21 protein-coding genes are annotated in these 22,399 nt (G+C 60.5%); 9 read left to right on the forward strand and 12 right to left on the reverse strand.

What is annotated here, in order from left to right; translation table 11 throughout:
• Positions 1-215: 215 nt before the first annotated feature.
• The 6 genes from VY732_RS12885 to VY732_RS12910 are packed head-to-tail and all read right to left on the reverse strand — an operon-like array spanning position 216 to position 5,641.
• On the reverse strand, positions 216-2,159 hold the full coding sequence (locus VY732_RS12885; protein ID WP_077573177.1) for a response regulator: 1,944 nt from the start codon (positions 2,157-2,159) through the stop codon (positions 216-218).
• On the reverse strand, positions 2,149-3,024 hold the full coding sequence (locus VY732_RS12890) for a sensor histidine kinase (protein WP_331695606.1): 876 nt from the start codon (positions 3,022-3,024) through the stop codon (positions 2,149-2,151). Before VY732_RS12890 ends, VY732_RS12885 begins: the two co-directional genes overlap by 11 nt.
• Positions 3,017-4,027 carry an ATP-binding protein gene (locus VY732_RS12895; protein WP_150774570.1) on the reverse strand — a complete coding sequence of 337 codons (1,011 nt, stop codon included), beginning with the start codon at positions 4,025-4,027 and terminating at the stop codon, positions 3,017-3,019. Before VY732_RS12895 ends, VY732_RS12890 begins: the two co-directional genes overlap by 8 nt.
• The gene (locus VY732_RS12900; protein WP_008084828.1) at positions 4,024-4,428 is read right to left on the reverse strand and encodes an anti-sigma regulatory factor; all 405 of its coding nucleotides are present in this window, start codon (positions 4,426-4,428) and stop codon (positions 4,024-4,026) included. The genes VY732_RS12895 and VY732_RS12900 overlap by 4 nt, the downstream gene beginning before the upstream one ends.
• Positions 4,425-4,787 (reverse strand): STAS domain-containing protein, encoded by a 363-nt coding sequence (locus VY732_RS12905; protein WP_007912539.1) that lies wholly within the window; start codon positions 4,785-4,787, stop codon positions 4,425-4,427. Before VY732_RS12905 ends, VY732_RS12900 begins: the two co-directional genes overlap by 4 nt.
• A 2-nt stretch (positions 4,788-4,789) precedes the next feature.
• Positions 4,790-5,641 carry an STAS domain-containing protein gene (locus tag VY732_RS12910; RefSeq protein WP_116029042.1) on the reverse strand — a complete coding sequence of 284 codons (852 nt, stop codon included), beginning with the start codon at positions 5,639-5,641 and terminating at the stop codon, positions 4,790-4,792.
• 249 nt (positions 5,642-5,890) lie between these two features.
• On the opposite strand from VY732_RS12910, the gene VY732_RS12915 reads away from it, so the two are divergent.
• The gene (locus tag VY732_RS12915; RefSeq protein WP_331695607.1) at positions 5,891-6,154 is read left to right on the forward strand and encodes a hypothetical protein; all 264 of its coding nucleotides are present in this window, start codon (positions 5,891-5,893) and stop codon (positions 6,152-6,154) included.
• Between the two features lie 297 nt (positions 6,155-6,451).
• On the opposite strand, the gene VY732_RS12920 is transcribed toward VY732_RS12915, so the two are convergent.
• The gene (locus tag VY732_RS12920; protein WP_331695608.1) at positions 6,452-6,973 is read right to left on the reverse strand and encodes a DUF4142 domain-containing protein; all 522 of its coding nucleotides are present in this window, start codon (positions 6,971-6,973) and stop codon (positions 6,452-6,454) included.
• Positions 6,974-7,003: 30 nt separating this feature from the next.
• Entirely contained in the window at positions 7,004-7,180 is a 177-nt protein-coding gene (locus VY732_RS12925) for a hypothetical protein (protein ID WP_331695609.1), read from the reverse strand.
• Here VY732_RS12925 and VY732_RS12930 point away from each other — a divergent pair.
• Entirely contained in the window at positions 7,179-7,421 is a 243-nt protein-coding gene (locus VY732_RS12930) for a YdcH family protein (RefSeq protein ID WP_077573170.1), read from the forward strand. The genes VY732_RS12925 and VY732_RS12930 overlap by 2 nt on opposite strands.
• Before the next feature lie 107 nt (positions 7,422-7,528).
• On the forward strand, positions 7,529-7,693 hold the full coding sequence (locus VY732_RS12935; protein WP_007912545.1) for a hypothetical protein: 165 nt from the start codon (positions 7,529-7,531) through the stop codon (positions 7,691-7,693).
• A gap of 148 nt (positions 7,694-7,841) precedes the next feature.
• On the opposite strand, the gene VY732_RS12940 is transcribed toward VY732_RS12935, so the two are convergent.
• From VY732_RS12940 to VY732_RS12955, 4 genes are all read right to left on the reverse strand, one after another.
• Positions 7,842-8,858, reverse strand: a complete 1,017-nt coding sequence (locus VY732_RS12940; protein ID WP_442968572.1) for an SMP-30/gluconolactonase/LRE family protein — start codon at positions 8,856-8,858, stop codon at positions 7,842-7,844.
• 56 nt (positions 8,859-8,914) lie between these two features.
• Positions 8,915-10,060, reverse strand: coding sequence for a sterol desaturase/SRPBCC family protein (locus VY732_RS12945; RefSeq protein WP_331695611.1), 1,146 nt, complete (start codon positions 10,058-10,060; stop codon positions 8,915-8,917).
• A 110-nt stretch (positions 10,061-10,170) separates the two neighbouring features.
• On the reverse strand, positions 10,171-11,034 hold the full coding sequence (locus VY732_RS12950) for a LysR family transcriptional regulator (RefSeq protein WP_077573167.1): 864 nt from the start codon (positions 11,032-11,034) through the stop codon (positions 10,171-10,173).
• 778 nt (positions 11,035-11,812) lie between these two features.
• A complete protein-coding gene (locus VY732_RS12955; RefSeq protein WP_331695612.1) occupies positions 11,813-13,531 on the reverse strand; it encodes a hydrogenase maturation protein in 1,719 nt (572 codons plus the stop codon).
• A gap of 297 nt (positions 13,532-13,828) precedes the next feature.
• On the opposite strand from VY732_RS12955, the gene VY732_RS12960 reads away from it, so the two are divergent.
• The 6 genes from VY732_RS12960 to VY732_RS12985 all read left to right on the forward strand — a co-directional run bounded on the left by VY732_RS12960 (position 13,829) and on the right by VY732_RS12985 (position 22,300).
• Positions 13,829-14,335 carry a sigma-70 family RNA polymerase sigma factor gene (locus tag VY732_RS12960; RefSeq protein WP_331695613.1) on the forward strand — a complete coding sequence of 169 codons (507 nt, stop codon included), beginning with the start codon at positions 13,829-13,831 and terminating at the stop codon, positions 14,333-14,335.
• Positions 14,332-15,279 carry a FecR family protein gene (locus VY732_RS12965; RefSeq protein ID WP_331695614.1) on the forward strand — a complete coding sequence of 316 codons (948 nt, stop codon included), beginning with the start codon at positions 14,332-14,334 and terminating at the stop codon, positions 15,277-15,279. Before VY732_RS12960 ends, VY732_RS12965 begins: the two co-directional genes overlap by 4 nt.
• A gap of 91 nt (positions 15,280-15,370) precedes the next feature.
• Complete coding sequence (locus tag VY732_RS12970; RefSeq protein WP_077573164.1) at positions 15,371-18,280, forward strand: TonB-dependent receptor; 2,910 nt, start codon at positions 15,371-15,373, stop codon at positions 18,278-18,280.
• Positions 18,281-18,550: 270 nt separating this feature from the next.
• On the forward strand, positions 18,551-19,027 hold the full coding sequence (locus VY732_RS12975) for an antitoxin Xre/MbcA/ParS toxin-binding domain-containing protein (RefSeq protein WP_177412546.1): 477 nt from the start codon (positions 18,551-18,553) through the stop codon (positions 19,025-19,027).
• Positions 19,024-19,527: an RES family NAD+ phosphorylase gene (locus tag VY732_RS12980; protein ID WP_077573163.1), complete on the forward strand. Its 504-nt coding sequence runs from the start codon at positions 19,024-19,026 to the stop codon at positions 19,525-19,527. The genes VY732_RS12975 and VY732_RS12980 overlap by 4 nt, the downstream gene beginning before the upstream one ends.
• Before the next feature lie 118 nt (positions 19,528-19,645).
• Positions 19,646-22,300, forward strand: a complete 2,655-nt coding sequence (locus VY732_RS12985; RefSeq protein WP_331695615.1) for a TonB-dependent receptor — start codon at positions 19,646-19,648, stop codon at positions 22,298-22,300.
• The last annotated feature ends 99 nt before the right edge of the window (positions 22,301-22,399 follow it).

A 22,399-nucleotide genomic window follows, 5' to 3' on the forward strand; every position in this document is an offset into this window, starting at 1 on the left:
GACGTCTTCGTCGGAACGCCGCCCGGAGCAAGCTCGCTCCCACAGGTTTTTGTGGTGTGAACACGTTATCTGTCCACACAGAGCCCCTGTAGGAGTGAGCCTGCTCGCGATGGCGCCAGGTCAGTCAATTCATCTGTGGCTGACACTCCGCTATCGCGAGCAGGCTCACTCCTACATTGGATCTGTGTTCGACATTAATCCCTGTGAAGCTGTGGTCAGGCACCATCAAGGGTGCGGCGGACCTTATCCAATAATTCACTGATCTGAAACGGTTTGACCAGCATGTCCATGCCACTGCCCAGAAACACCTGGCGATTGATCGCCGTTTCCGCATACCCGGTCATAAACAGAATCGGCAGCCCCTCACGCCAACCCCGCGCCACATCCGCCAATTCCCGTCCGCTCATGCGCGGCAGGCCAACGTCGGTCAGCAGCAGGTTGATCGACGGATCATTCTGCAGACGCTCCAGCGCCGTTTCGATATCCGCCGCCTGGGTGCAGCGATAACCCGCGTCCTCCAGCACTTCAGTGACAAACATGCGCACCGACGGCATGTCCTCGACAATCAGCACATGCTCACCGCTGCCTTGCGGATCGACCACGGGAGCAGGGATGTCGGCCCCGGTCGGGTCGGTGCTGGCCGGCAACATGATCGTCACTTCGGTGCCGCGCCGCGCGACACTGCGGATGTGCGCGTCGCCACCCGATTGACGGGCAAAACCATAGATGGTCGACAACCCCAGCCCGGTGCCCTGGCCCAACGGTTTGGTGGTGAAAAACGGATCGAAGACTTTATCGATGACGTTGTGCTCGATCCCGGTCCCGTCGTCACGCACCGACAACGCCACGTAAGCGCCATCGGCCAGATTCGGGTCGCCATGGGAGTACGCGGCATAAGTGTTGACCCAGATATTGCCACCCGCCGGCAGCGCATCACGGGCGTTGATCACCAGATTCAACACCGCGCTTTCCAGTTGCACCGGGTCGACCAAGGCGATCGCCGGTTTGCTGGTCAGCTCCAGCTTGAGGGTGATCCGCTCACCGATGGTGCGCATCAGCAATTCTTCCAGCGAGCGGACTTGGTCGTTGATGTCCACCGGCCGTGTATCCAGCGGCTGCTGCCGGGCGAAGGCGAGCAAGCGATGGGTCAGGGACGCGGCACTCATCGCCGAATTCAGCGCCGCTTCGCTGTAGAACTGCACCTTGTCCAGGCGCTCGTCGGCGACACGCTTCTGGATCAACTCCAGGCTGGTGATGATGCCGGTCAGCAGGTTGTTGAAGTCATGGGCGATGCCGCCGGTGAGCTTGCCCAGCGCATCCATTTTCTGCACTTGCAGCAGTTGCGCCTCGGCGCGCACGCGTTCGGCGGTTTCCTTGGCCAGTTGCGTGGTGGTGTCGTCGAGGCGCGCCAGATGCGAGCGCTCACGGTGGCGGTGCTCGGTAACGTCTTCGACGAACACCAGGCTCAGTTCGGGCGTGCGATACGGTGAAATTTGCCACTCGGTCTCGCGAATCTGGCCCTGCACGCGCATGTTCAGCGTGCCTTTCCAGCGCTCGCCATCGACCAGACGCAGGCGCAGTTCATTGAGGATGGCGCTCTGATCCTCGGCGAAGCATTCACGCAGGGCTAGAGGGTCTTGATTGTCGAGAATCAGTTGCGCGAAGGCATGGTTGCACTCATGCACCTTGAGGCTGGCATCGAGCACCGCGATCGGCGCCGACACATTGGCGAAAATCTCGCGAAACCGCGCTTCACTTTCGCGCAGAGCGTTTTCCGTATCGCGCACCCGTAGCAACGTGCGCAGGGTGGCCAGCAGTACGTCGGGGTCGACCGGGTGAATCAGATAGGCGTCGGCCCCGGCGTCGAGGCCGGTGATGATGTCACCGGTCTGGATCGATGCTGCGGAGACGTGGATCACTGGCAACAGCGCGGTGCGGCTGTCCGCGCGCAGAATCCTTACGATGTCGAAGCCGCTCATGTCCGGCAGATTGACGTCGAGGATCAACGCATCGAGCGCTTCACTGTCGATCAGCGCCAGCCCCTCGCCACCGGTGCCGGCCTCCAGCACCTCATAGCCGTGACGCTCCAGCCGTCGGCGCAAGGCGTAGCGGGTGGCGACGTTGTCATCGACGATCAACAGGCGGATGTCACGTTTCATCGACGTTCTCCAGAGCGATCGCCAACGGAATGATCACGAAGAAGGTCGAGCCGACCCCCGGGGCACTGTCCATCCCGACTTCACCGCCGAGCAGGGCCGCGAAGCGTTTGCACAGCGACAGGCCCAGCCCGGTGCCGCGCAGACGTTTCTGCAGTGGCGAGTCGACCTGGGAAAAGTCCTCGAACAATGCGCCATGCAGCTCGGCAGCGATACCTATTCCGGTATCGCTGACGGCAAAGCGCACCTTGTCCGCACCTTCGAGCCGCGCGGAAACACGCACTTCGCCACGGGTGGTGAATTTCAGCGAGTTGGAAATGAAGTTGCGCAGGATCTGCGCGAGTTTCTTGTCATCGGTGTACAGGCGCGGCAAACCGACCGGTTCTTCGAAGATCAAATCGACGGCGGAGGCATCGACAATCGGCCGGAACATCCCGCGCAGGGCCGAGAACAGGTCGAACATGTCGAACCACGCCGGAGAAATGCTGATGCGCCCGGCCTCGATCTTCGCCAGATCGAGCAGGTCATCGACCATGTCGCTGAGTTCGCGCGCAGCCGTGCTGACGAACGCGACCTGCTTGTGCTGCTCGGGACTGAGCGGGCCGTCGAGTTCATCAGCGAGCAGGCTGTTGATGCTCAGGATCGAACCCAGTGGCGTGCGGAACTCATGGCTCATGTACGACAGGAAACGGCTTTTCAAGTCCGAGGCCTGGCGCAATTCCTCAGCCTGTATGTCGAGTTCGGCGTACAGGGCCAGCACGCCCTGATTGGTTTCATCGAGTTCTTCGCGCAGCGCCGCGGTTTCGCTCTGCAACTGCGCAATCAGTGCGGCCTGTTCCGTGCTGCTCAGAATCGGCGACTCAGCCATGGGCGGCCTCCAGGGCAACGACCAGCACCGTTACATCGTCGCGCCCGCGACAGAAGTCGCGGTGCAGGACGCTGGCTATCACGGCGGGATGGCGGTGCACCAGACCGGGGTAGTCTTGAAGATTCCAACGGGACTGCAAGCCGTCGCTGTACATGATCAATAGATGTCCGTTCACGTGAGCATAGTCAAAGGGTCTGGCTTTCCGATACTGCACGCCGACAATGCCCGGGTGCGAGGCCAGTCCACGGGACTTGTCGGCGTTGATCAGGCTGGCGCCGATGTTGCCGACGCCGGCAAAGGTCAGGCTGTCGCGCCGCGCATCGAACCGGGCAAACGCGACAGCGCCGCCGCGAGTACCGATCATGTCGCGGTGCATGTCTTCCATCAGCATCACCGGCTCGGCGAAAGGCGTCAGGGCGAAAGTTTGCGCTCCGGCGCGACCGGCGCGTTCGGCTTCTTCACCGTGACCGAGGCCGTCGATGATCAGCGCGCTGATGCTGCCGTTGTCATACGCCAGGTGCCAGACATCGCCGCAGGCCGGATCGTTGTGCAGTGAGTGCTGGCTTATCCCAAAGCGCATGTCAGGCGCGCGATCCGTGCGTGGATAAAGTCGGGCCAATAACACCGCACCACGGGCATCGGCGTACACATCAAACACTTCGGTCTGACGCGATATCGAGCCGAGGCCGATGCCTTGGGTGCCGCCAGTAGAAAACCCGTCGGCCATGCAGGCCTGCAGATCAAACCCCTGAGCACGGTCGATGGCGAGTAACTCAATGCCAAAACCATTGGCGCGCGGCAACACCCGCAGGTGCATTTCACCGTGGCTGGCGTGTTTGAGCACGTTACTCGCCAGCTCCGTGGCGACCAGTGCCACACGACCGGCATCACGCTCGTCGAATCCATGCTGTTCGGCCAGTTGTTGCGCCGTGCGCCGTGCGTGGCCGATCTGGCTGCTGTCTTCGATCAGCAAAACCTGGGTCATCGACCCGCTGATATTCATGTCCATCGGGTAATCGTTATGCGCGTGCCTTTGCCGGGCTCGGTGTCCAGTTCGAACTCTTCGACCAAGCGTTTAGCGCCGGTGAGCCCCAGGCCCATGCCGCTGCCGGAGGTCCAGCCGTCGGTCATCGCCAGTTTCAGGTCGGGAATGCCCGGGCCTTCGTCGCGGAAGGTCAGGCGCAGGCCGACCTTGTGATCCTCATCGAGAATCTGCCAGTCCATGTCGCCGCCGCCACCGTAAACCATGGTGTTGCGCGCCAGTTCGCTGACCGCCGTGACCATTTTCGTCAGGTCGATCAAGCGCATTCCGCATTCGGTGGCCAGTTTGCGTGCGGTCTGGCGCGCGAGCACGACATCCTGCTCGATGTGGATGGGTTGAGTACCGCTGCTGCGTACGGTCATTGCCGGTCTACTCGTTCCTGCAGCAGCTTCATCCCGCGCTCGACGTTCAATGCCGTGCTGACACCGGGCAGGGTCAGGCCGAGTTCGACCAGGGTGATCGCCACGGCCGGCTGCATGCCGACCAGCATGGTTTCGGCATCCATGATTTTCGAAAGACCGGAGATCGTGCTGATCATCCGGCCAATGAACGAGTCGACCATGTCCAGCGCCGAGATATCGATCAACACGCCGCGCGCCGAGGTCTTGCTGATGCGCTCGGACAAGTCGTCCTGCAAGGTGAGGGCGAGTTGGTCATGCATGTCGACCTGAATCGTCACCAGCAGGAACTTGCCCATCTGGAGAATCGGAATACGTTCCATGCTTATACCGTCTTGACGAGGCTGACACCCAGACGGGTCAGGGCCAGTTTCAATGCATCGGCCAGATTGGCTTTGGTCACCACGCCTTGCAGGTCGAGGCCGAGGTGGACGATGGTTTGCGCGATTTGCGGACGCACGCCACTGATGATGCAGTCGGCGCCCATCAGGCGGATCGCGGTCACGGTTTTCAGTAGGTGTTGGGCGACCAGGGTATCGACGGTCGGCACGCCGGTGATGTCGATGATGGCGATTTCCGAACCGGTGTCGACGATGCGTTGCAGCAGCGATTCCATCACCACTTGCGTGCGTTGCGAGTCGAGGGTGCCGATCATTGGCAGCGCCAGCACGCCGTCCCACAACTTGACCACCGGGGTCGACAGCTCCAGCAGTTCTTCCTGTTGACGCTTGATCACCGCTTCGCGGGATTTTTGAAAGGTGCGGATGGTGTGCATGCCGAAGGCGTCGAGCAGCTCGGAGACTTCCCAGAGTTGTTCGGCGAGCAGCGCCGGTTGGTCTTTGTAATGGCTCTGCAGCAGGTTAAACAGCGGGCCTTTGAGGGCGAAGATAAAACTGGCGGTCTGCTGCGAATCCTGGCCGAGCAGGGCGCGGCTGTGGGACAGTTTTTCCAGGAATTGACGCGTCGATTCCCAACCAGGTGCATTGATGTTGGTGCCGTTGTCGCTTTCCAGGCCGTTGACCACCAGTTGCAGGAATTCCGTGGTTTGTTGCTGCAGATCGTGATCTTTCAGATTACGCGTGGCGCCGCTGGCTTGCAGGCCGTTGATCCATTCGCCCAGCAGTTGTGCTTGCTTGTTTTTCATCGCATCGAGTGTGCTGTTCTGCAGTGCTGCCATGTGCCTGTTGCTCCGTCGCGAATTGGGGGGCGATCGTGAAAATGATCGCCGCGAAATGATCGACATTTGCCGTTCGAAATAGTTGTTCGTTCATGCACGTATATTTTTGCTCTGGCGCAAGGAACGTCCCGGTAACTCTAGTCGGCGTCGCCGGGCGCGGCGAAGTTTTGAACGTTGGCGTAGGGCATGCTTCGAATCTTCAAGCCCCGGCGTGTTTGCGTCGGGCTTGATTTGACGAGCGAGGTGGTCATGAACGAGCAAACGAAGCAGAGCCAATCTGGCGAACCGATCAATCGCAACGATCCAGCGATTGACCCGCAGGTGCCGGGGCAACCGGCGCCGGCGCAGCAGCAGGGCGATGGCGGGCAGGCGCAGAGTGGCGATCCGGCGGTGGAACAGAAGAACAAGCACACGGACAACGACAATGAGTTCAGTCCGGGCTTCGAACCGCAGCCGGATCGGGCGAAACCGGGGGAGGAGACGGATGCCGATATTGATACGGATGGCGGTTGATGTTCGGTGGAGATGACAAGGCCGCATCTATCTATTGGATGCGGCCTTTTTTTCGCTGGAGTCTGGTGGTGTGGCTGAGATCGATCCCCCTCACCCCAACCCTCTCCCCCAGGGGGGAGAGGGGGAAGGGAGCCGATCTCGGTGCTTTTCAAAAATCAGGTTCAACTCGAGATTTCAAGTCAGGGGCTGTTCAGAGCCTGAGTTCGACTCAAGACTTTCAGGTCGGCGTAACTCGAACATCCACCTCGGTCGGCTCCCTCTCCCTCCGGGAGAGGGCTGGGGTGAGGGTAAGGCTTTTTACTTGCTCGGATGTTTGGCCTGCAGTTCTTTAGCGGCGGCGAGGTGTTTTTCCAGCGCCGGCAGCATTTTCTGCGCAAACGCCTTCAATTCAGGGGCGCCTTTGACCTTGTCATCCGTCACAGTATTGGCTTGTTTCTTGAACAGCTCGATGGTCTCTTCGTGTGCCTTCACCTGATTATTGGCGTAAGCGGCATCAAAGGACTCATCACGCACTTCAAGGATTTTTTCCTTGGCCTGTTTGACCAATGTCGTGGTGTCCGGGACTTCGATATCGTTGGCCCTGGCAATAGTCGCCAGCTCATCGTTGGCCTTGCCATGATCGGTGATCATCATATTGGCGAACGCCTTGATGTCGGCCGATTGGCTCTTTTCCAGGGCCAGACGACTGGTTTCGATTTCGGCAATGCCACCGGCCGCGGCGTTATCGACAAAGTCATTGTCAGTCGCAGCAAACGCGCTGCCCATGCCGCTGCTCAAAGCGACAGCCAAAACCAGATGACGCAGGTTGAATCCGTCCATTGGTGTATCTCCACGCAGTTTTTGTTGGTGTTAACCAATGGAGGGATTGCGGCAAGCAAAGGTTTGATCGCATTTGCGACAGGGCGACGAACGGGCACCGCTGGTCTGACAGGTGGTCGACAGAACCGTGCAACCGAGGCCATTCTGATAACTGGCCAGCGCAATCGGTCGCGTTGGCCAGCCGATCAACTGACGGAGGTGTTCCATGCCGGTGACCCATGATCTGTTACAGGACTTGAAACTCACAAAGGAAGAGATCCAGCAAAAACGCACCGCGGATCCACATCTGGACGCACTGATCAACAAGTACTCCCAGGCGGACGCCGAAGTAGTCAAGGCCGAGACTGCCACCTCGGATGCTCCCAGCGACGACACGCTGAAAAAACTCAAAGAAAAGCGCTTGCAGGTCAAAGACAAGATCGTCGAGCAATTACAGGCGCGATCCTGAAACCCTGTTGATCCGCCGACCTGCGGTCGCGGATTGACGGGAACGACAGCCACGACCGGCACCTCGAATGTACAGAGTCTTCCATCCGACTCATTGCGAGGTGCCTTATGAACGATCCCAAATTCCCCAGTGAAGAGCAGGGCGCATTCGACCCGGTTCCCACGCATCCCGAACCCAACAGCCCGGCGCATACCACGGCCAATCCCGAAGAGCCGGATGAGGATCTGCCTGAAGACGAAGATCCGGACAAGTTCGATAAATCCAGTAACTGACAGACCGCTTTCGTCGGAACGCCGCCCGGAGCAGGCTCGCTCCCACAGTGGATTGTGTTGACCACTAATGCTGTGGTCAGCAAAGAACCCCTGTGGGAGCGAGCCTGCTCGCGAAGACTTCAGCCCATTCACCACAAAACTGCCAGATTCACTTCAGGGCCGCATCCAACGGCATCCGCGCCATATGTGTGGCCTTCAACGAGCCAAAATACAACCACGGCCCATACTCACGCACCGTGGTAATCGGCGAGTAATTGCCACTGCTCGCGTCCTGCAAATTGGCAATCACCTTGCCCTCCAGATCCAGCCCCAGCACAAACCCGCGCTTCTCCACCGGCTTAGGCAAAACCGTCAACGCCCGCACGATCATCTTGCGCACGAACGGGTGCCCGGCGGTGCCATCAAGCAGAGTATTGCGCGGCGCGTACAACGCCACCCAAAACCGGTTACTTCCATTGAACGCGAGGTTGTCCGGCAGCCCCGGCAGGTTGTCGATAAACACATCGTGAGTGCCGGCTTTCGGCCCGGTCAGCCAGTAACGGCTGATGCGATAAGCGCCGGTTTCATTGACCAGCACATAGGCGTCGTCGGGGCCGAGGGTGACGCCGTTGGCGAACTGCAGTTTGTCCAGCAGCACACTGGTTTTACCGCTCTGAAAGTCGTAGCGCAGCAGACGTCCGTCGCCGTCGTGCTCGATGATTGCCTCGCCGTCATGGCCATAGCCCCAACGACTGGAAGCATCGCTGAAATAGGCGTAATGCCCGGACTTGTCGATGGCCACGTCATCGGTGAAACCGAACGCCAGACCATTGGCCTCCGTGGTCAAAGGGATCAACTGACCTTGCGCATCAAGGGACAGCAAACCCTTCACCCCGTCGGCAATCACCAGCAAGCCGTTCGGGTGCCGGGCCAGGCCCAGCGGACGGCCACCGGTGTCGGCGAGTACTTTGCGTTGCTGGCCGTCGAGGCTGGTACGGATCAGTCGGCCGTCGTGCAGCCCGGTGATCAGGAAATCACTCTCCAGCAGCAAGGCTTCCGGCCCTTCGATGTCGCTCGGCCCGACCTGCGCTGCGGCTTTGAGTTTCTGATTCTCGGCGTAGAGACCTTCTTGCAGCGATGGCGCTGGCGGCGGTGTCCAGGCCACCGGTTCGACTTTGGTCGGCATCAACAATAAGAACGCGATGACGATGAGGATCAGCAGCAACAACAGATGCCCTAGCTTCACGCGCTGGCCCTCGCCGAGGCCAGGTACTGGGCGGCCATGTCACGCAGCGCCAGCATCGATGCGGCGGATTCGCGCTCGATGCGGCGTTTCAGCAGCAGGTGATTGGCGATGCGCATTCCCAGACCGCCGAAGCGATAATCCAGCGTGCGCACAAATCGCGTGCCGCTGCCTTCGGCGCTGCATTCATAGGTCAGCAGCAGCGATAAGCCATGATCGCCCTGCGCCCGCGCGCACCAGCGTCGGCCGGGCAAATACTCGGTGACTTCCCAGCTCAAATGGCCTTCACGACCGCCGGAATGAATGTCCTCTTCAAAGCGCGCGCCGGCATGCAGCGGGCCGTGTGGGCCGTCGATTTTCAGCGACGAGGGGTGCCACTCCGGCCAGCGCCCGACACTGGCGGCGTAGGCAAGTACGGCAATCGGGTCGCCAGCGATGTCAATGGTGTGCTGCATGCGGGTCATGGCTTGTCTCGAATAGTTCAACGGGGCGGTTTCCGGCTCCCGGTAAAGGGTGCCGAACAGGTAGTCCATCAGCGGCAGGACGATGTTGAAATTGCGCTCCTGCATGCGTTCGCGGCGGTGATGCAGCTCGTGCAAGCGGCGCATCTGGCGGATCCATGGCAGCCGCGTCAGCGGGTTGTCCGCCGGCAAATGCTCGCAGGCGTGGAACACCTCGTAAGTCAGATAACCCAGCACCATGCAGCCACCGAACAACCCGGCAACGTTGGCGTTTACCTGTGCCAACAGCCACCACAACGGTGAGGTGATCACCAGCGTATGCAGCACAATCAGCCAGGCGGGGAACAGAATCACCCGCCAGTCACGCGCACTGTCGTAGGTCATATGGCCGGGGGTGAAGAAACTGTGATGATCGCCGGCATGCCGGGCGTAGAACATTTTCGCGAAGGTTTTTTTGTGGTGGCCGAGATGGCGATGGACCATGTACACGCCGAAATTGAACAGCAGCAGGGTCAACGGCACCGTCAGCCATTCCAGCAGGCTGACCTGCCGCACGCTGCCCCAGAACGCAGCGATCGCCAGAACGCCGAACAGCAGCACGAAGGCACCGTGCAGCCACGGGTTGTACAGCGGGTGAATGGCCGCGCGGTAGCGGCTGCGAAATGCCTCGGTGGTCTGCCTCACTGCATCACCTGCGGGATTGTTGTTATACCCGGCAGATTAGCCGATCCGGCCGTTTGTGCAGGCCGGACCTCGGTGTCACATGCGCCATGCTCCGGTACGAAGCTGCCGCTTCAGCTCAGAGGGTTCCAGCGTTGCGACCAGTCGTCATCGGTGCGGATCACTTCGCGCAGCAGATGGAAGGCTTGTTGCAGCGTTGCCGAATCGCGGTCGCGTGAGTAGACAAGATAAGTCGGGTAGCCGAATTCAGGGGCTTTGGTCACTGCTTCCAGGGCGCCGCTTTCCAGATACGTGCGTACCACACGGGTGCGGAAGTAGCCGCTGCCGCCGTGTTCGAGAATGTATTGCAGGGCCAGTGGACCGAGGTTGAAACTCAGCGCCGCTTTGGCTTTTTCCGGCAGGGCGGCGTCATGCTGGCGGCGGAAGTCCGGGCCCCAGTCGATGTAGACGTAGGGATCGGGGCGCTCGGGCGCGCGCACCAGAATCAGTTTTTCTTCCAGCACCTGCTCGACCTGCAATCCGGGCCAGTATTCCGGCTGATAGACCAGTGCGGCGTCGAGCACACCGAGTTCGAGCTGGCGCAGGAGGTTTTCGCCGTCGCGGATTTCCATGCGCAGGGCATGCCCGGGAATCTTTTCGCGCAACTCCGCCGCCCAACTGAGCATCAACGGGTTGCACAGGCTGACTTCGCCACCGATGTGCAGCACGTTGTGATAACCCTCGGGCAGCGGCAGATCGCGGCGCGCGGCTTCCCAGGTCTGCACCAGTTGATTGGCATAGATGACAAAGGCCTCGCCATTGGGCGTCAGTTTGGCCCCGGCGCGGTTGCGCACGAACAGTGTGCTGCCCAGCTGACTTTCGAGTTTCTGCACCCGGGCGGTGATCGCCGTTTGCGTGACGAACAGCTTCTGCGCGGCCGCGGCGAGGCTGCCGTGGCGGACGATTTCCAGGAAGGTGCGAGCGAGATCGATGTCCATGGGCGGGCCGGTGTTTGAGGTGTCGGGCATTGTAAAGGCAAAAGCCCCTCATCGGATCGCCGCCCGCCTAACCCTCTCCCGGAGGGAGAGGGGACTGATTGGGGGATATTGAAGAAATGCACCGACTTGAACGATCAGCGTTGAATCCATAATCGACACGTTTTTTCAGGTCGATGCAGGGCGCCAGACACCTCGGTCAGTTCCCTCTCCTTGGGGAGAGGGCTAGGGTGAGGGGAAAGCAGTCACCGCCAAAATCAACTGGCCACCTCGGTCAACCGCACCCGCGCCCACTCCTCGATCAATCGCGTCGGCGTGCCACACACCATGCGCTTGTATAGAAGTTGTGGGCGAGGGGACTGACCTCGGTGTCTTGCGCCATACATCGACCTGAAAGATCGAGTCGATTATGGATTCAGAGCAAGACCCTCAGGTCGGTGTAAATCCCCAATATCCCCGGCTCGGTTCCCTCTCCCTCGGGAGAGGGCTAGGGTGAGGGGAAAGCAGTCACCGCCAAAATCAACTGGCCACCTCGGTCAACCGCACCCGCGCCCACTCCTCGATCAATCGCGTCGGCGTGCCACACACCATGCGCTTGTATAGAAGTTGTGGGCGAGGGGACTGACCTAGGTGTCTTGCGCCATACATCGACCTGAAAGATCGAGTCGATTATGGATTCAGAGCAAGACCCTCAGGTCGGTGTAAATCCCCAATATCCCCGGCTCGGTTCCCTCTCCCTCGGGAGAGGGCTAGGGTGAGGGGAAAGCAGTCACCGCCAAAATCAACTGGCCAACTCGGTCAAACGCCCCCGCGCCCACTCCTCGATCAACCGCGTCGGCGTGCCACAGACCTTGCGCTTGAAGACAAAATTGCGGCACTTCTCGGCAAATTGATTGCGGTTGTAGAGCATGTCTTCCTGCATCTCTTGCAGTTCAGTTTCGCGGCTTTGCTGGATCAACACCTGATCAACCCGCGCCTTGCGTTCACGCACCGCCGCATAGGTCGGATCGCTCAAAACTCCATTGGCCCGTTGCAGCAACCACAGCGAAAACTCATCCGGGCAGCGCGGACCGATTTCCTGAACCATGCCCAGTTGCCACGCCTGCACCGCGCTCACCGGCAGACAGGCCTGGGTCAATTGCTCGGCCATGGCCGGGCCGACGGCGCGGGGCAGGCTGTAGGTCCAGTATTCGGAGCCATACAAACCCATGCTCTTGTAATGCGGATTGAGCACGACATCGGCGCGGGCAAAAACAATGTCGGCCGCCAGTGCGAGCATCACACCACCGGCGCCGGCATTGCCAGTAACGCCGCTGACCACCAGTTGCCGGGCCGTCAGCAGTTCTGCGCAGACATCGTCGATCGCCTGAATATTTGCCCAGGCTTCGGCGCCCGGATCCTGCGCGGCTTGAATCACGTTCAAATGCACGCCGTTGGAAAAACTGCCGCGCCCGCCCTTGATCAGCAACACCTGGGTATCACGGGATTTGGCCCAGCGCAGCGCGGCGACCATGCGCTGGCATTGCTCGGTGCTCATGGCGCCGTTGTAGAACTCAAAGGTCAGCTCGCCGACGATGCCGGATTCGCGATACCGCAGCGGTTGATACGCTTCGTCACTGAACGGCTGCGTGGCAATCGACCAGTCGAGCACCGGCACATCGTCCAGTTGCCCGGCCAACAGGTGCCGCGCCGGTTGCTTGAAGGTTTCCTCGCCGGGTTGCGGTTTGCGCCGTAGTGCGCCGATCCACAGGCTTTGATCGCCGGCCGCGACGAGTACGGCATCGTCATGCACTGCGAGAATTTCGCCGGGCACGCCGCTGCGCGAATCGAGGTGTGCGTCGTAAACGTAATACTGACCGCCGGCCAGGCTCGCCAGCACACCGGGCTGGCCGTCGGCGGCATCGATGCAGCGTTTGATGAAGCGCGCGCAGTCGTGCCAGCTGAAACTGCGGTCGACCTGTTTCATGTTCGGCTGCAAACGCCCACGCACTTTCGCATTGGCATAGTCGAGGGCAATCGGCTCGAATCCTTCGACGAATTTCTCCACCACTTCGCGAATACAACGAATCGCTGCGTCACTGACCCGACCGTTGTACAGCTCGGATTTGCGCAGGCCCGCCGGCAGGTTGAATTCGCAGGTCGCCCACACCGGGCCGGCGTCCATTTCCTCAACAGCCTGCAACGCGGTAACGCCCCAGCTCGGCAGCTCGTTGGTAATCGCCCAGTCGAGGGCACTGGCGCCGCGATCGCCGACGATGCCGGGATGGATGATCACCACCGGACGCTGGGTATTGCTCCACAGCGCCTGCGGCACACGGTCTTTGAGGAACGGGCAGATCACCAGATCCGCGCCGCTGTGTTCGATCTGCTCGCACACCGCTTGTTCATCGGTAAACAGCACAACGCTGGGTGAGTGCCCGGCCTCACGCAGTTCCAGCCAGGCGCGTTGGGTCAGGCCGTTGAAGGCCGATGACAGCAGAATGATGTTGAGTGGTCGCATGCTTGCTCTTCCTTGAGTGAGTTCAGCCTCGGGCTCTCGGTGAGCCGTCCCTGGCTTTCGATGGAGCCGCGAGATTAATCAGTGGCCGGCCACGCGCCAGTGACCGAGGTCAACGTTGTGTCAGCCAATGTTTCTGCGGCGACGAAGCGGCTTATGCTCAATGGTTTGCTTGTGCTGATTTTTTATTACTTCAAATGTCTTCGAGGCTATTGCACAGTCGCGCCTGATCAGAGCCGGACGATCCCGGCAGAACGATGGTTTTTCGCAGCGGGTGGGACCCGTTTCAGGGAGCAAGGCATGGGTGGGTACAACCCGCATTACCAGATCATCGGGCAGATGTTCCAAAAGGACTATCGCTGGCTGTGTGCTGCCGTTGGCCGCACGCTGGGTTGCCCGCACAGTGCGCAGGACATCGCTTCGGAAACCTTTCTGCGGGTGCTGGCACTGCCTGACCCCACGGCCATTCGCGAGCCACGCGCGCTGCTCACCACCATCGCCCGGCGGCTGGTGTACGAAGGCTGGCGCCGTCAGGACCTTGAGCGCGCCTATCTGGAAAGTCTGGCGCTGGCGCCCGAACCGGTGCATCCGTCTCCGGAAGAGCGGGCGATGGTGATCGAAGCGTTGCTGGCAGTTGATCGCTTGCTCAACGGGCTGTCGGCCAAAGCCAAAGCGGCGTTTCTCTACCATCAACTCGACGGTTTGACCTACAGCGAGATCGGCGAACGCCTCGGCGTATCGACCAGTCGCGTGCAGCAATACATGGTCGAAGCGTTCAAGCGTTGCTATCAGGCAATGCAGGCATGAGGCCGGACGACGCGGTGATCGACGAGGCGGCGCAATGGCTGGCGTTGCTGCAGTCGGGCGAGGCGGGCATGGCTGAGCGGGCCGCGTTTGAGGCCTGGCGCGTTGCCGATCCTCGGCATCAGCAGGTCATCGAGCAGATGGGCGGCGGCCTCAATCTGCTGCGTAATCCAACCTTGCGCAACGTGCCGCGCAACAGCCTGCTGCACAGCCTCAATGCGCCGTCGAGTCGCCGACGATTCATCAGCGGCAGTTTGAGTGTGCTCGGCATTGCGCTGTTGGCCGGGTTGCTCGGACGGCGCTACGGCTGGCTGCCGGAGGCGGGGGAGTTGTCGACCGGGACCGGTGAACGACGTGACTTCACCTTGGCCGACGGCAGTGCGCTGACCCTGAATGCGCGCAGTCGAGTGGTGCCGTTGTTCGATGGCCAGCAACGCTTGCTCGCGTTGCGCAGTGGCGAGTTGCTGGTCGACGTGGCAAAAGAGCCGGCGCGGCCCTTCGTGGTCGAGACCGAACATGGGCGCATGCGGGCGCTGGGGACGAAGTTTCTCGTGCAGTACAGCGAAGATACGACGCGTTTGGTGATGCTCCATTCGCAGGTCGAAGTGGTCACGGCGGGTGGCGAGCGGCAAGTGGTGCAGGCCGGAGAAAGTCTGTTATTCAACGGCGCTGGAGTGCTGTCGCTGGAACGCAGCACCGGTCAGGAAAGTGCCTGGGTGCAAGGTCGACTGGAGGTGCGCGACCGGCCTCTGCGCGAGGTCATCGACAGCCTGCGTCGCTACCGTCGCGGCATCTTGCATCTGAGTCCGGAAGTCGCCGATCTGCACCTCAGTGGCCTCTATCCGCTCGACGACAGCGATCGTACGTTGCAACTGCTGGAACGCTCGCTGCCGATCCGCGTCACCTGGCACAACCCGTACTGGGTCAGCATCGACGCGCGGTTATAAACCCATAACTTCTTGGCCTAATCGCCGCCCTATAAAAAGCGCCGGCCCGCTGCTCATTCCCTGCAGATGCCTTCAACAGGGAAACCCTTCGATGTTCTCAATCAAACAACAATTACCTCGATTGACCCTCGCCGCTGCGTTGGCGATGGGCATCAGTCCATGGGCGGCGGTTGCCCAGGAACCTGCTGCAGCGGTGTTTACCTTCGACATCGCCAGCGGACCGCTCGACGAAGTGCTGCTGGGAATCTCGCGGCAGAGCGGTGTACCGATTTCCTTTAGTCAGGAGCTGGTGCAGGGCAAACGCAGCGCGGCGGTGCGCGGTGCGTTGGGCGGTCGTCAGGCAGTAGAAAAAGCCTTGCTCGGCAGCGACCTGCAAGTCGAGCAAAGCACTCAGGGCCTGACCGTTCGTGCAGCCGATGCGCCGGCGAAAGTCACGACCGTGGCACCGGTCACCAGCGCCGATTACCGCATGGAAAAAGTCACCGTCACTGGCTCACGCATCGCCCGCGCGCAGAGCGATGGCGCCACGCCGGTCAACGTCATCACCCACGAGGAAATGGAGGCGCGCGGCTACAAAAACGTCTACGACGCCCTCGCGACGCAGACGCAAAACACCGGCATGACCCAAGGCGAAGATTACGGCAACACCTGGCAACCGGCGGCCAGCGCGCTCAACCTGCGCGGCCTCGGCCCGAACCATACGCTGGTGCTGATCAATGGCCGTCGCGTCGCCGACTACCCGACGCCGTACGACGGCAAGGTCAACTTCACCAACCTGGCGAACATTCCGTCGGCGGTTATCGAACGCATCGAAATCCTCAGCAGCGGCGCCTCGGCGATTTACGGCTCGGACGCGATCGCCGGGGTGGTCAACATCATCCTCAAGGACAAGATCAACGGCGTCGACGTCAACCTCAAGGGCGGCACCAGTGAGCGCGGCGGCGGTGACAACCAGCGTTTGCAGATCAGCGGCGGCGGCAGTTGGGGGGATTTTGACGGTTTGTTCGGTCTGGAACTGACTAACCGCGATCCGATCTGGGCCGATGACCGTGGCTTTATGCAAAACGGCCCGTTGGCGGACGTCGGTTACCGCCGCGACCTGAGCAACAGTCGTTATCTGGGACCGGGTTGCGGTGCATATCAGGGCACCTTCGACAACAAACTGGTCAACAGCGGCGGGCGCTGCCGCACCGATCAGATGTACAACGATTACTGGACCGTGCAGACCCAGAAGGAAAACTACGACGGCTACACCCGTGGCACCTGGCATTTCAGCGACAGCGGTCAGGTCTTCGCCGATTTGATGTACGGCCTCGACCATATCCAGAACAACACGCGCGGGCCGACCTTCACCTCGCCGGATTTCATTAACCAGAACAGCGGCAATCTGGAGCGCTGGTATCGACGCTTCGGCGAAGAGGAAATCGGCGGGCGCACCAGCAACAACAGCAAGTGGCGCGACACCTCGTGGACCGGCACCCTGGGGCTCTCGGACAAGATCGCCGACACCGGCTGGAGTTACGATCTGGCAGCCAATCGCTCGGAATATCGCAGCGTCAGGACCACGCGCTACACGCCACTGTCATCGATTCAGGATTTCTACCTCGGCCCGCAACTCGGTGTCAGCGGCGGTTATCCGGTGTTCGCCCCGGATGCCTCTAGGCTGGACCGGCCGCTAACGCCGCAGGAGTGGCAGCAGTTTCGCGGCAATCTGACCCAGAGCAGCAAGTCGGTGTCGACCAGTTACAACGCTTCGGTCAATGGTGATCTGTTCGACTTGCCGGCCGGCCCGGTGGGTTTCGCCGGGGTGCTGGAAGCGGGCAAGCAGGAGTATCGCGTTGACCCGGACGATGGCCTCAACGACGGCACGTTTTACGGCGTAAGCCCACAACAAAGTTCCGGGGGCTCGCGCAAGCGCTATGCGGCGGGTGGCGAGTTCAGCATTCCGGTCACCGACACGCTGTTGGCGACTGCCGCCGGGCGCTGGGACCAATACAAATTCAGCGGCCGCACCGAGCAGCAGAAAACCTACAACCTCGGGCTTGAGTGGCGCCCGGTCACCAGCCTGTTGCTGCGCGGCAGTTACGGCACCAGTTTCCGTGCGCCGGACCTGAATTACATCTACCAGTCCGACAGCAACGGCTACTACCCGGCGCAGATCGATTACTACGGTTGCAGCCAGGGCGTGGAGGGCGCGTGTGATCGTGGGCGAGTCGACTACACCCAGAGCGGCACCGCGAATCTGGAGTCTGAACGCGGCAAATCGTGGACCTACGGGTTTGTCTGGTCGCCGTCGCGCAACTTCGATTTCTCCACGGATTTCTGGCGCGTCGAGATCGATGATCTGCTGACCACCGTCGATGAAAACCGCTTGTTGCAACAAGAGAACGAGTGCCGCAACGGTACGCAGGACATCAATTCGGCCAATTGCCAGTCGACTTTGGCGCGCATCGATCGCAACGCCGGCAATGCCGCAGTCGATCCCAACCAGCTGAATCGCGTGCGGGTCAATGCGATCAACGCCGCCAGCGAGCGGGTCAGTGGTCTGGACTTCAAGAGCAATATCCGCTGGGGTGCCGGGCAGTACGGCGCGTTCAGTTCGGCGCTGGGCTACACCTTGGTGCTTTCGCATTACTACAAGGAATCGGAAGAAGCACCGACGCAAGACTGGCGCACTTCACGCACCAATTACGACTGGCGCAGCAAGGTCAACGCCAGCCTGACCTGGGATTACCAGAAGGCCACGGCGACGCTGATGGGCATTCGTTACGGTTCGGTCACCAACGGTGCAGGAGACGGGCGCCTGTCGCCGTGGACGGTGTTCAACGCCAGTGCGCGTTACAAGCTCAATGATCGGGCAAGTGTCGGGCTGACCGTGAACAACGTGCTCAATCAGGTCAAACACGATGACTCGGCGGGGTGGCCGTATTACCCGACCGGCAACTATGACCCGTATGGACGGCAATGGTGGCTCGATGTGAGTTATCACTTCGGCGGCTGAGGGCAGGCATCTCGCGTTTACGTCCTACGGAAAATGGCAGGTTTTGCGATAAGCAGGGGATATTTCCGACGACCTTTTCAGGTTGGTCGTCGGAAGCGCGATCTATAGCATTGGATCTGACATTGAAGTCGCTGAGCAGCTTGAGCGCTCAGGCTCCCGGATAAAGGATCAATTATGCGTACCCCACTCATTGAGCATGAAACCTCTGTTTATTCCCTGCGCAACTTCTGGATCGACGATCGCGCCAGATGCCCGATGGAGGATGTCGCGATGCCCCAAGCAAAAGTGCCCCGGCTGACGGGGCTGAAGAAGGTCGCGGGCAAGCCTGTCGATCTTCTCGTGAACGGCCAGGACCTCGGTGACGACGCCATGCTGATTGTCCGCCTTACCGAGGAGGGCTTTGAGCTGAGCGACGTCGTCAACATGCTTTCGACTTCCGAAATGTACCTGCGCGAAGACATGGTCAAACGCATCACCGGCAGGTCTGTCAGAACCGTGCAGCGGCTGCTGAAGGAAGGCAAATCGATACGGCTTGACGCGCAGCAGAGTGTTGTCGCCTACCAATATGCGCTGGTGCTGGAGATGGCCACTCGTGCATTCGGGGGGCTGTCACAGGCGGAAATATGGATGCAGAAATCCATCCCTTACCTTAACGGCTACGTGCCGTTGGAGTTGACCCACCATCCACTGGGTTTCCAGATGGTCGAGCAATACTTGTGTCGGGTTCTGTACGGGGGTTACCCATGAATCCTTTGCCCTGGGAAGGGCACTGGTATGGCTGGCGCCTGGATCAGGAGGCCTACGGAGAGACATGGGACAGCGGGATGGGTTCAAAACTGAAGGGCGGTCGATGGAATGCGCCTGGCCGGCGAGTCGTCTATGCATCTGTCGACCCGTCCTCGGCCATTCTGGAGGTGGCGGCCAATAATAGTTTTGATGCACTGGACAGAGAGCCATATGTGCTGACGTGCTTTGAAGTCATCCGCGATGCACGGGTCAAAGTCGTTCAGCCTGAAGAGGTACCGAATCCTTACTGGTTGAGTCCCGCGTGGCCTTCGCCCAATCAACAGCGGTTTGCCGACGCTTTACTGGATGAGCATCCGTTTGTCCTGATTCCCTCGGCGGCAACCCGCCACTCGTGGAATCTGCTGGTGAGCTGCGACCTCGCAGCGGGGCAGTTCAAAATGGTCTCTCAAGAACGTTTTGGCCTGGATACACGGTTGCTGAGGGAGATGGCATCGGCTTGATACGGAGGCATGGCATTCTTTGCATAACCTCAGCACCCAACAGTCTAAGTCGCCCTCTATAAATCCTTATTCGTCATTGCACATCCCTGCATAAACCAAAACGCAGGGATGGCTGTTCATGATTCAGTTTTCACCCGTCAAATCACCTTTGAGCCTGGCCTTGCTGCTGGCAATCAACACGCTGCCGGCCATTGCCGCTGACAGCACGGCAACCGAACCGACCACTCAACTGCAGCGTGTCGAAGTCACGGGGACGGCAATCCGCCGGGTCGATGCAGAAACGGCGGTGCCGGTGACCATCCTGCGCGTCGAAGAGTTGCGCGAGCAGGGCGTCACCACCACCGAAGAGCTGGTCAGTCGCATTTCTGCCAACCAGTCTTCGGTCGGCTCCGGGCGTTCGGTGGGGTCAAGCAGTGGCGGTGCGTCTTATGCGGATCTGCGCGGCATCGGCGCCAACAAAACCTTGGTGCTGCTCAACGGTCGGCGCCTGAGCAACAACGCCACCAATGCGATCAACGGCTCCGGTGTCGATCTCAACACCATTCCGTTCGCCGCCATTGACCGTGTTGAAGTGCTGCGCGATGGCGCCTCGGCGCTGTATGGCACCGATGCGATTGGCGGGGTGATCAACTTCATCACCAAGACCAGCCTCACCGAAGGGCAGATCAGCACCAACTACGACACGCCAACCCATTCGGGGGGCGGGGAAAGCCGCAACTTCAGCGGCAGTTGGGGCTTCGGTGATTTGCAGGAGGATCGCTTCAACGTGTTTGGTGTGGTCAGTTACGACAAGCAGCAACGCCTGGCCGCTGAAGACCGCGGTTACACCTACAACTATCAGCCCAACCGCGGACTTGATTACACCTCAGGCACCGCCTCGCCGGCCAACTGGAGTCAGGGCAGTAACGCCACCAACCCTTTGGCCGGTTCTGGCTGCAACGCACCGGGTTTGCTGGCGCGCAACGGCATCTGCCGGCAGAGCCTGTGGAACTACCTCGATCTGGTGCCGGAAACGGAGAAGACTTCGGCTTTCGCCAAAGCCACCGGCAAGCTGTCGGACGATCACAACGTCAGCCTCGAATACTTCTGGGCGCAAAACGAAAACCGCACGCAAATCGGCCCCGGCACCTTGATGGGTAATCAGGTCAACCCCGGCACGGCGTTCTATCCGGGCAACGGCATCACCCCCGGGCCGAACGGTTTTGCCCTCGACCCGACGCAACCGGTCGACGTGAACTGGCGCGAAACCGCCGTTGGCGCGCGTCAGCACGAAGACGACAACACCAGTCAGCGCTTGCTGCTGAGTTTCGACGGCACGCTGGTCGGCTGGGATTACAACCTCGGTGCCTCGTACAACCAGAACAAAGTGGTCAACAGCATTCAGGACGGTTACGTCAACGACCGCGCCGTCAGCGCCGGTATTGCCAATGGCGTGATCAACCCGTTCGGTCCGCAGACGGCTGCCGGTTCCGCGCTGTTGGCGGCCAACGCGGTGGACGGTGATTACGCCACGGCGGTAGGGCGGGTGAAGGCCATCGACGGGCGTATCAGTCGTGAAATCGGCGACTGGTTCGGCGCCGGCCCTTCGGCATTGGCACTGGGCGGCGAGTATCGCAAGGAAGACTTCCATCAGGATTTCGCGCAATTTGCCGGCGACGTGCAAAGCCTTGGTGTTGATCCGAACGGCAGCGTTGCCGGGGATCGCAGCGTCTCGGCCGAGTACGCCGAGGTCAATGTGCCGGTGCTCGACAGCCTCGAATTGTCCGCGGCCGTACGCCACGACAAGTACAGCGACTTCGGCAGCACCACCAATCCGAAATACTCGTTCCGCTTCCAGCCGTTCAAGGAGTTGGTGGTACGTGGTGCCTACAGCGAAGGGTTCCGTGCGCCGTCGTTGTATGAGCTGTACAACCCGACTTTCACCAGTTTCACCAACGCCAACTACAACGATCCACGCTTGTGCGCTGGCGGCAATCCGAGCAATGGCGGCATCGCCAACCGCGACTGCGCGCAGCAGTTCAATCGCACCAGCGGTGGCAATACCGATCTGAGCCCGGAAACCGCACGCAACGTCACCCTTGGCTTTGTCTACCAGCCGTTCGAACGCCTGACGGCCGGGCTGGATTTCTGGTGGATCGACATCGCCAACCAGATTGCCGAATTCCCCGAGTCGGCGGTGTTCGAGAACCCTGAACTGTACCCGGATCGCCTGGTGCGCAAGCCGGATGGCTCCATCGATCATATCGTCACCGGCCTGGCCAACCTCGGCAAGATCAAGACCAACGGCGTCGATGTCAGCTTCGATTACCGTCTGCCGAGCACACCGTACGGCAATTTCGGCATTGGCCTGCAAGGCACTTACGTCACCCGCTATGACTACCAGCAACAACTCAAGGGCGACTACATCGACAAGCTCGGCGATTTCCGTGGCGGTGACTTTGCGTCGGCGGGTGCCGTGGCGCGCTGGCGCCACAGCCTGATCGGCAGCTGGAATTACGGTCCGTTCGGCGCGGCCCTGACCAACCGCTACACCAGCGGTTACCACGACTCCGATCGCGACACCCACGATTACGTCGGCTCGTACAACGTCTGGGATCTGGCCGGCACCTACACCTGGCGCAAGACCCTGAGCGTGACCCTCGGCGCGAAAAACCTGTTTGACCGCGAACCACCGTTCAGCAACCAGACCTACACGTTCCAGAGCGGCTACGACCCGAAATATGGCGACCCGTTTGGGCGGACGCTGTACACGCGGGTCAGTTACAAGTTTTGAGAATGATCAGTGATGGCCGGTTTTAGTCACCTATCGATCTAAAGCCTGCCCTATAAAAATCGCCGGCCTGTTGCACATCACAGGTAGGCAGGAAGAGTG

The sequence above is a fragment of the Pseudomonas sp. ZY71 genome (assembly GCF_036542145.1).
Classification (GTDB): Bacteria; Pseudomonadota; Gammaproteobacteria; order Pseudomonadales; family Pseudomonadaceae; genus Aquipseudomonas; species Aquipseudomonas koreensis_A.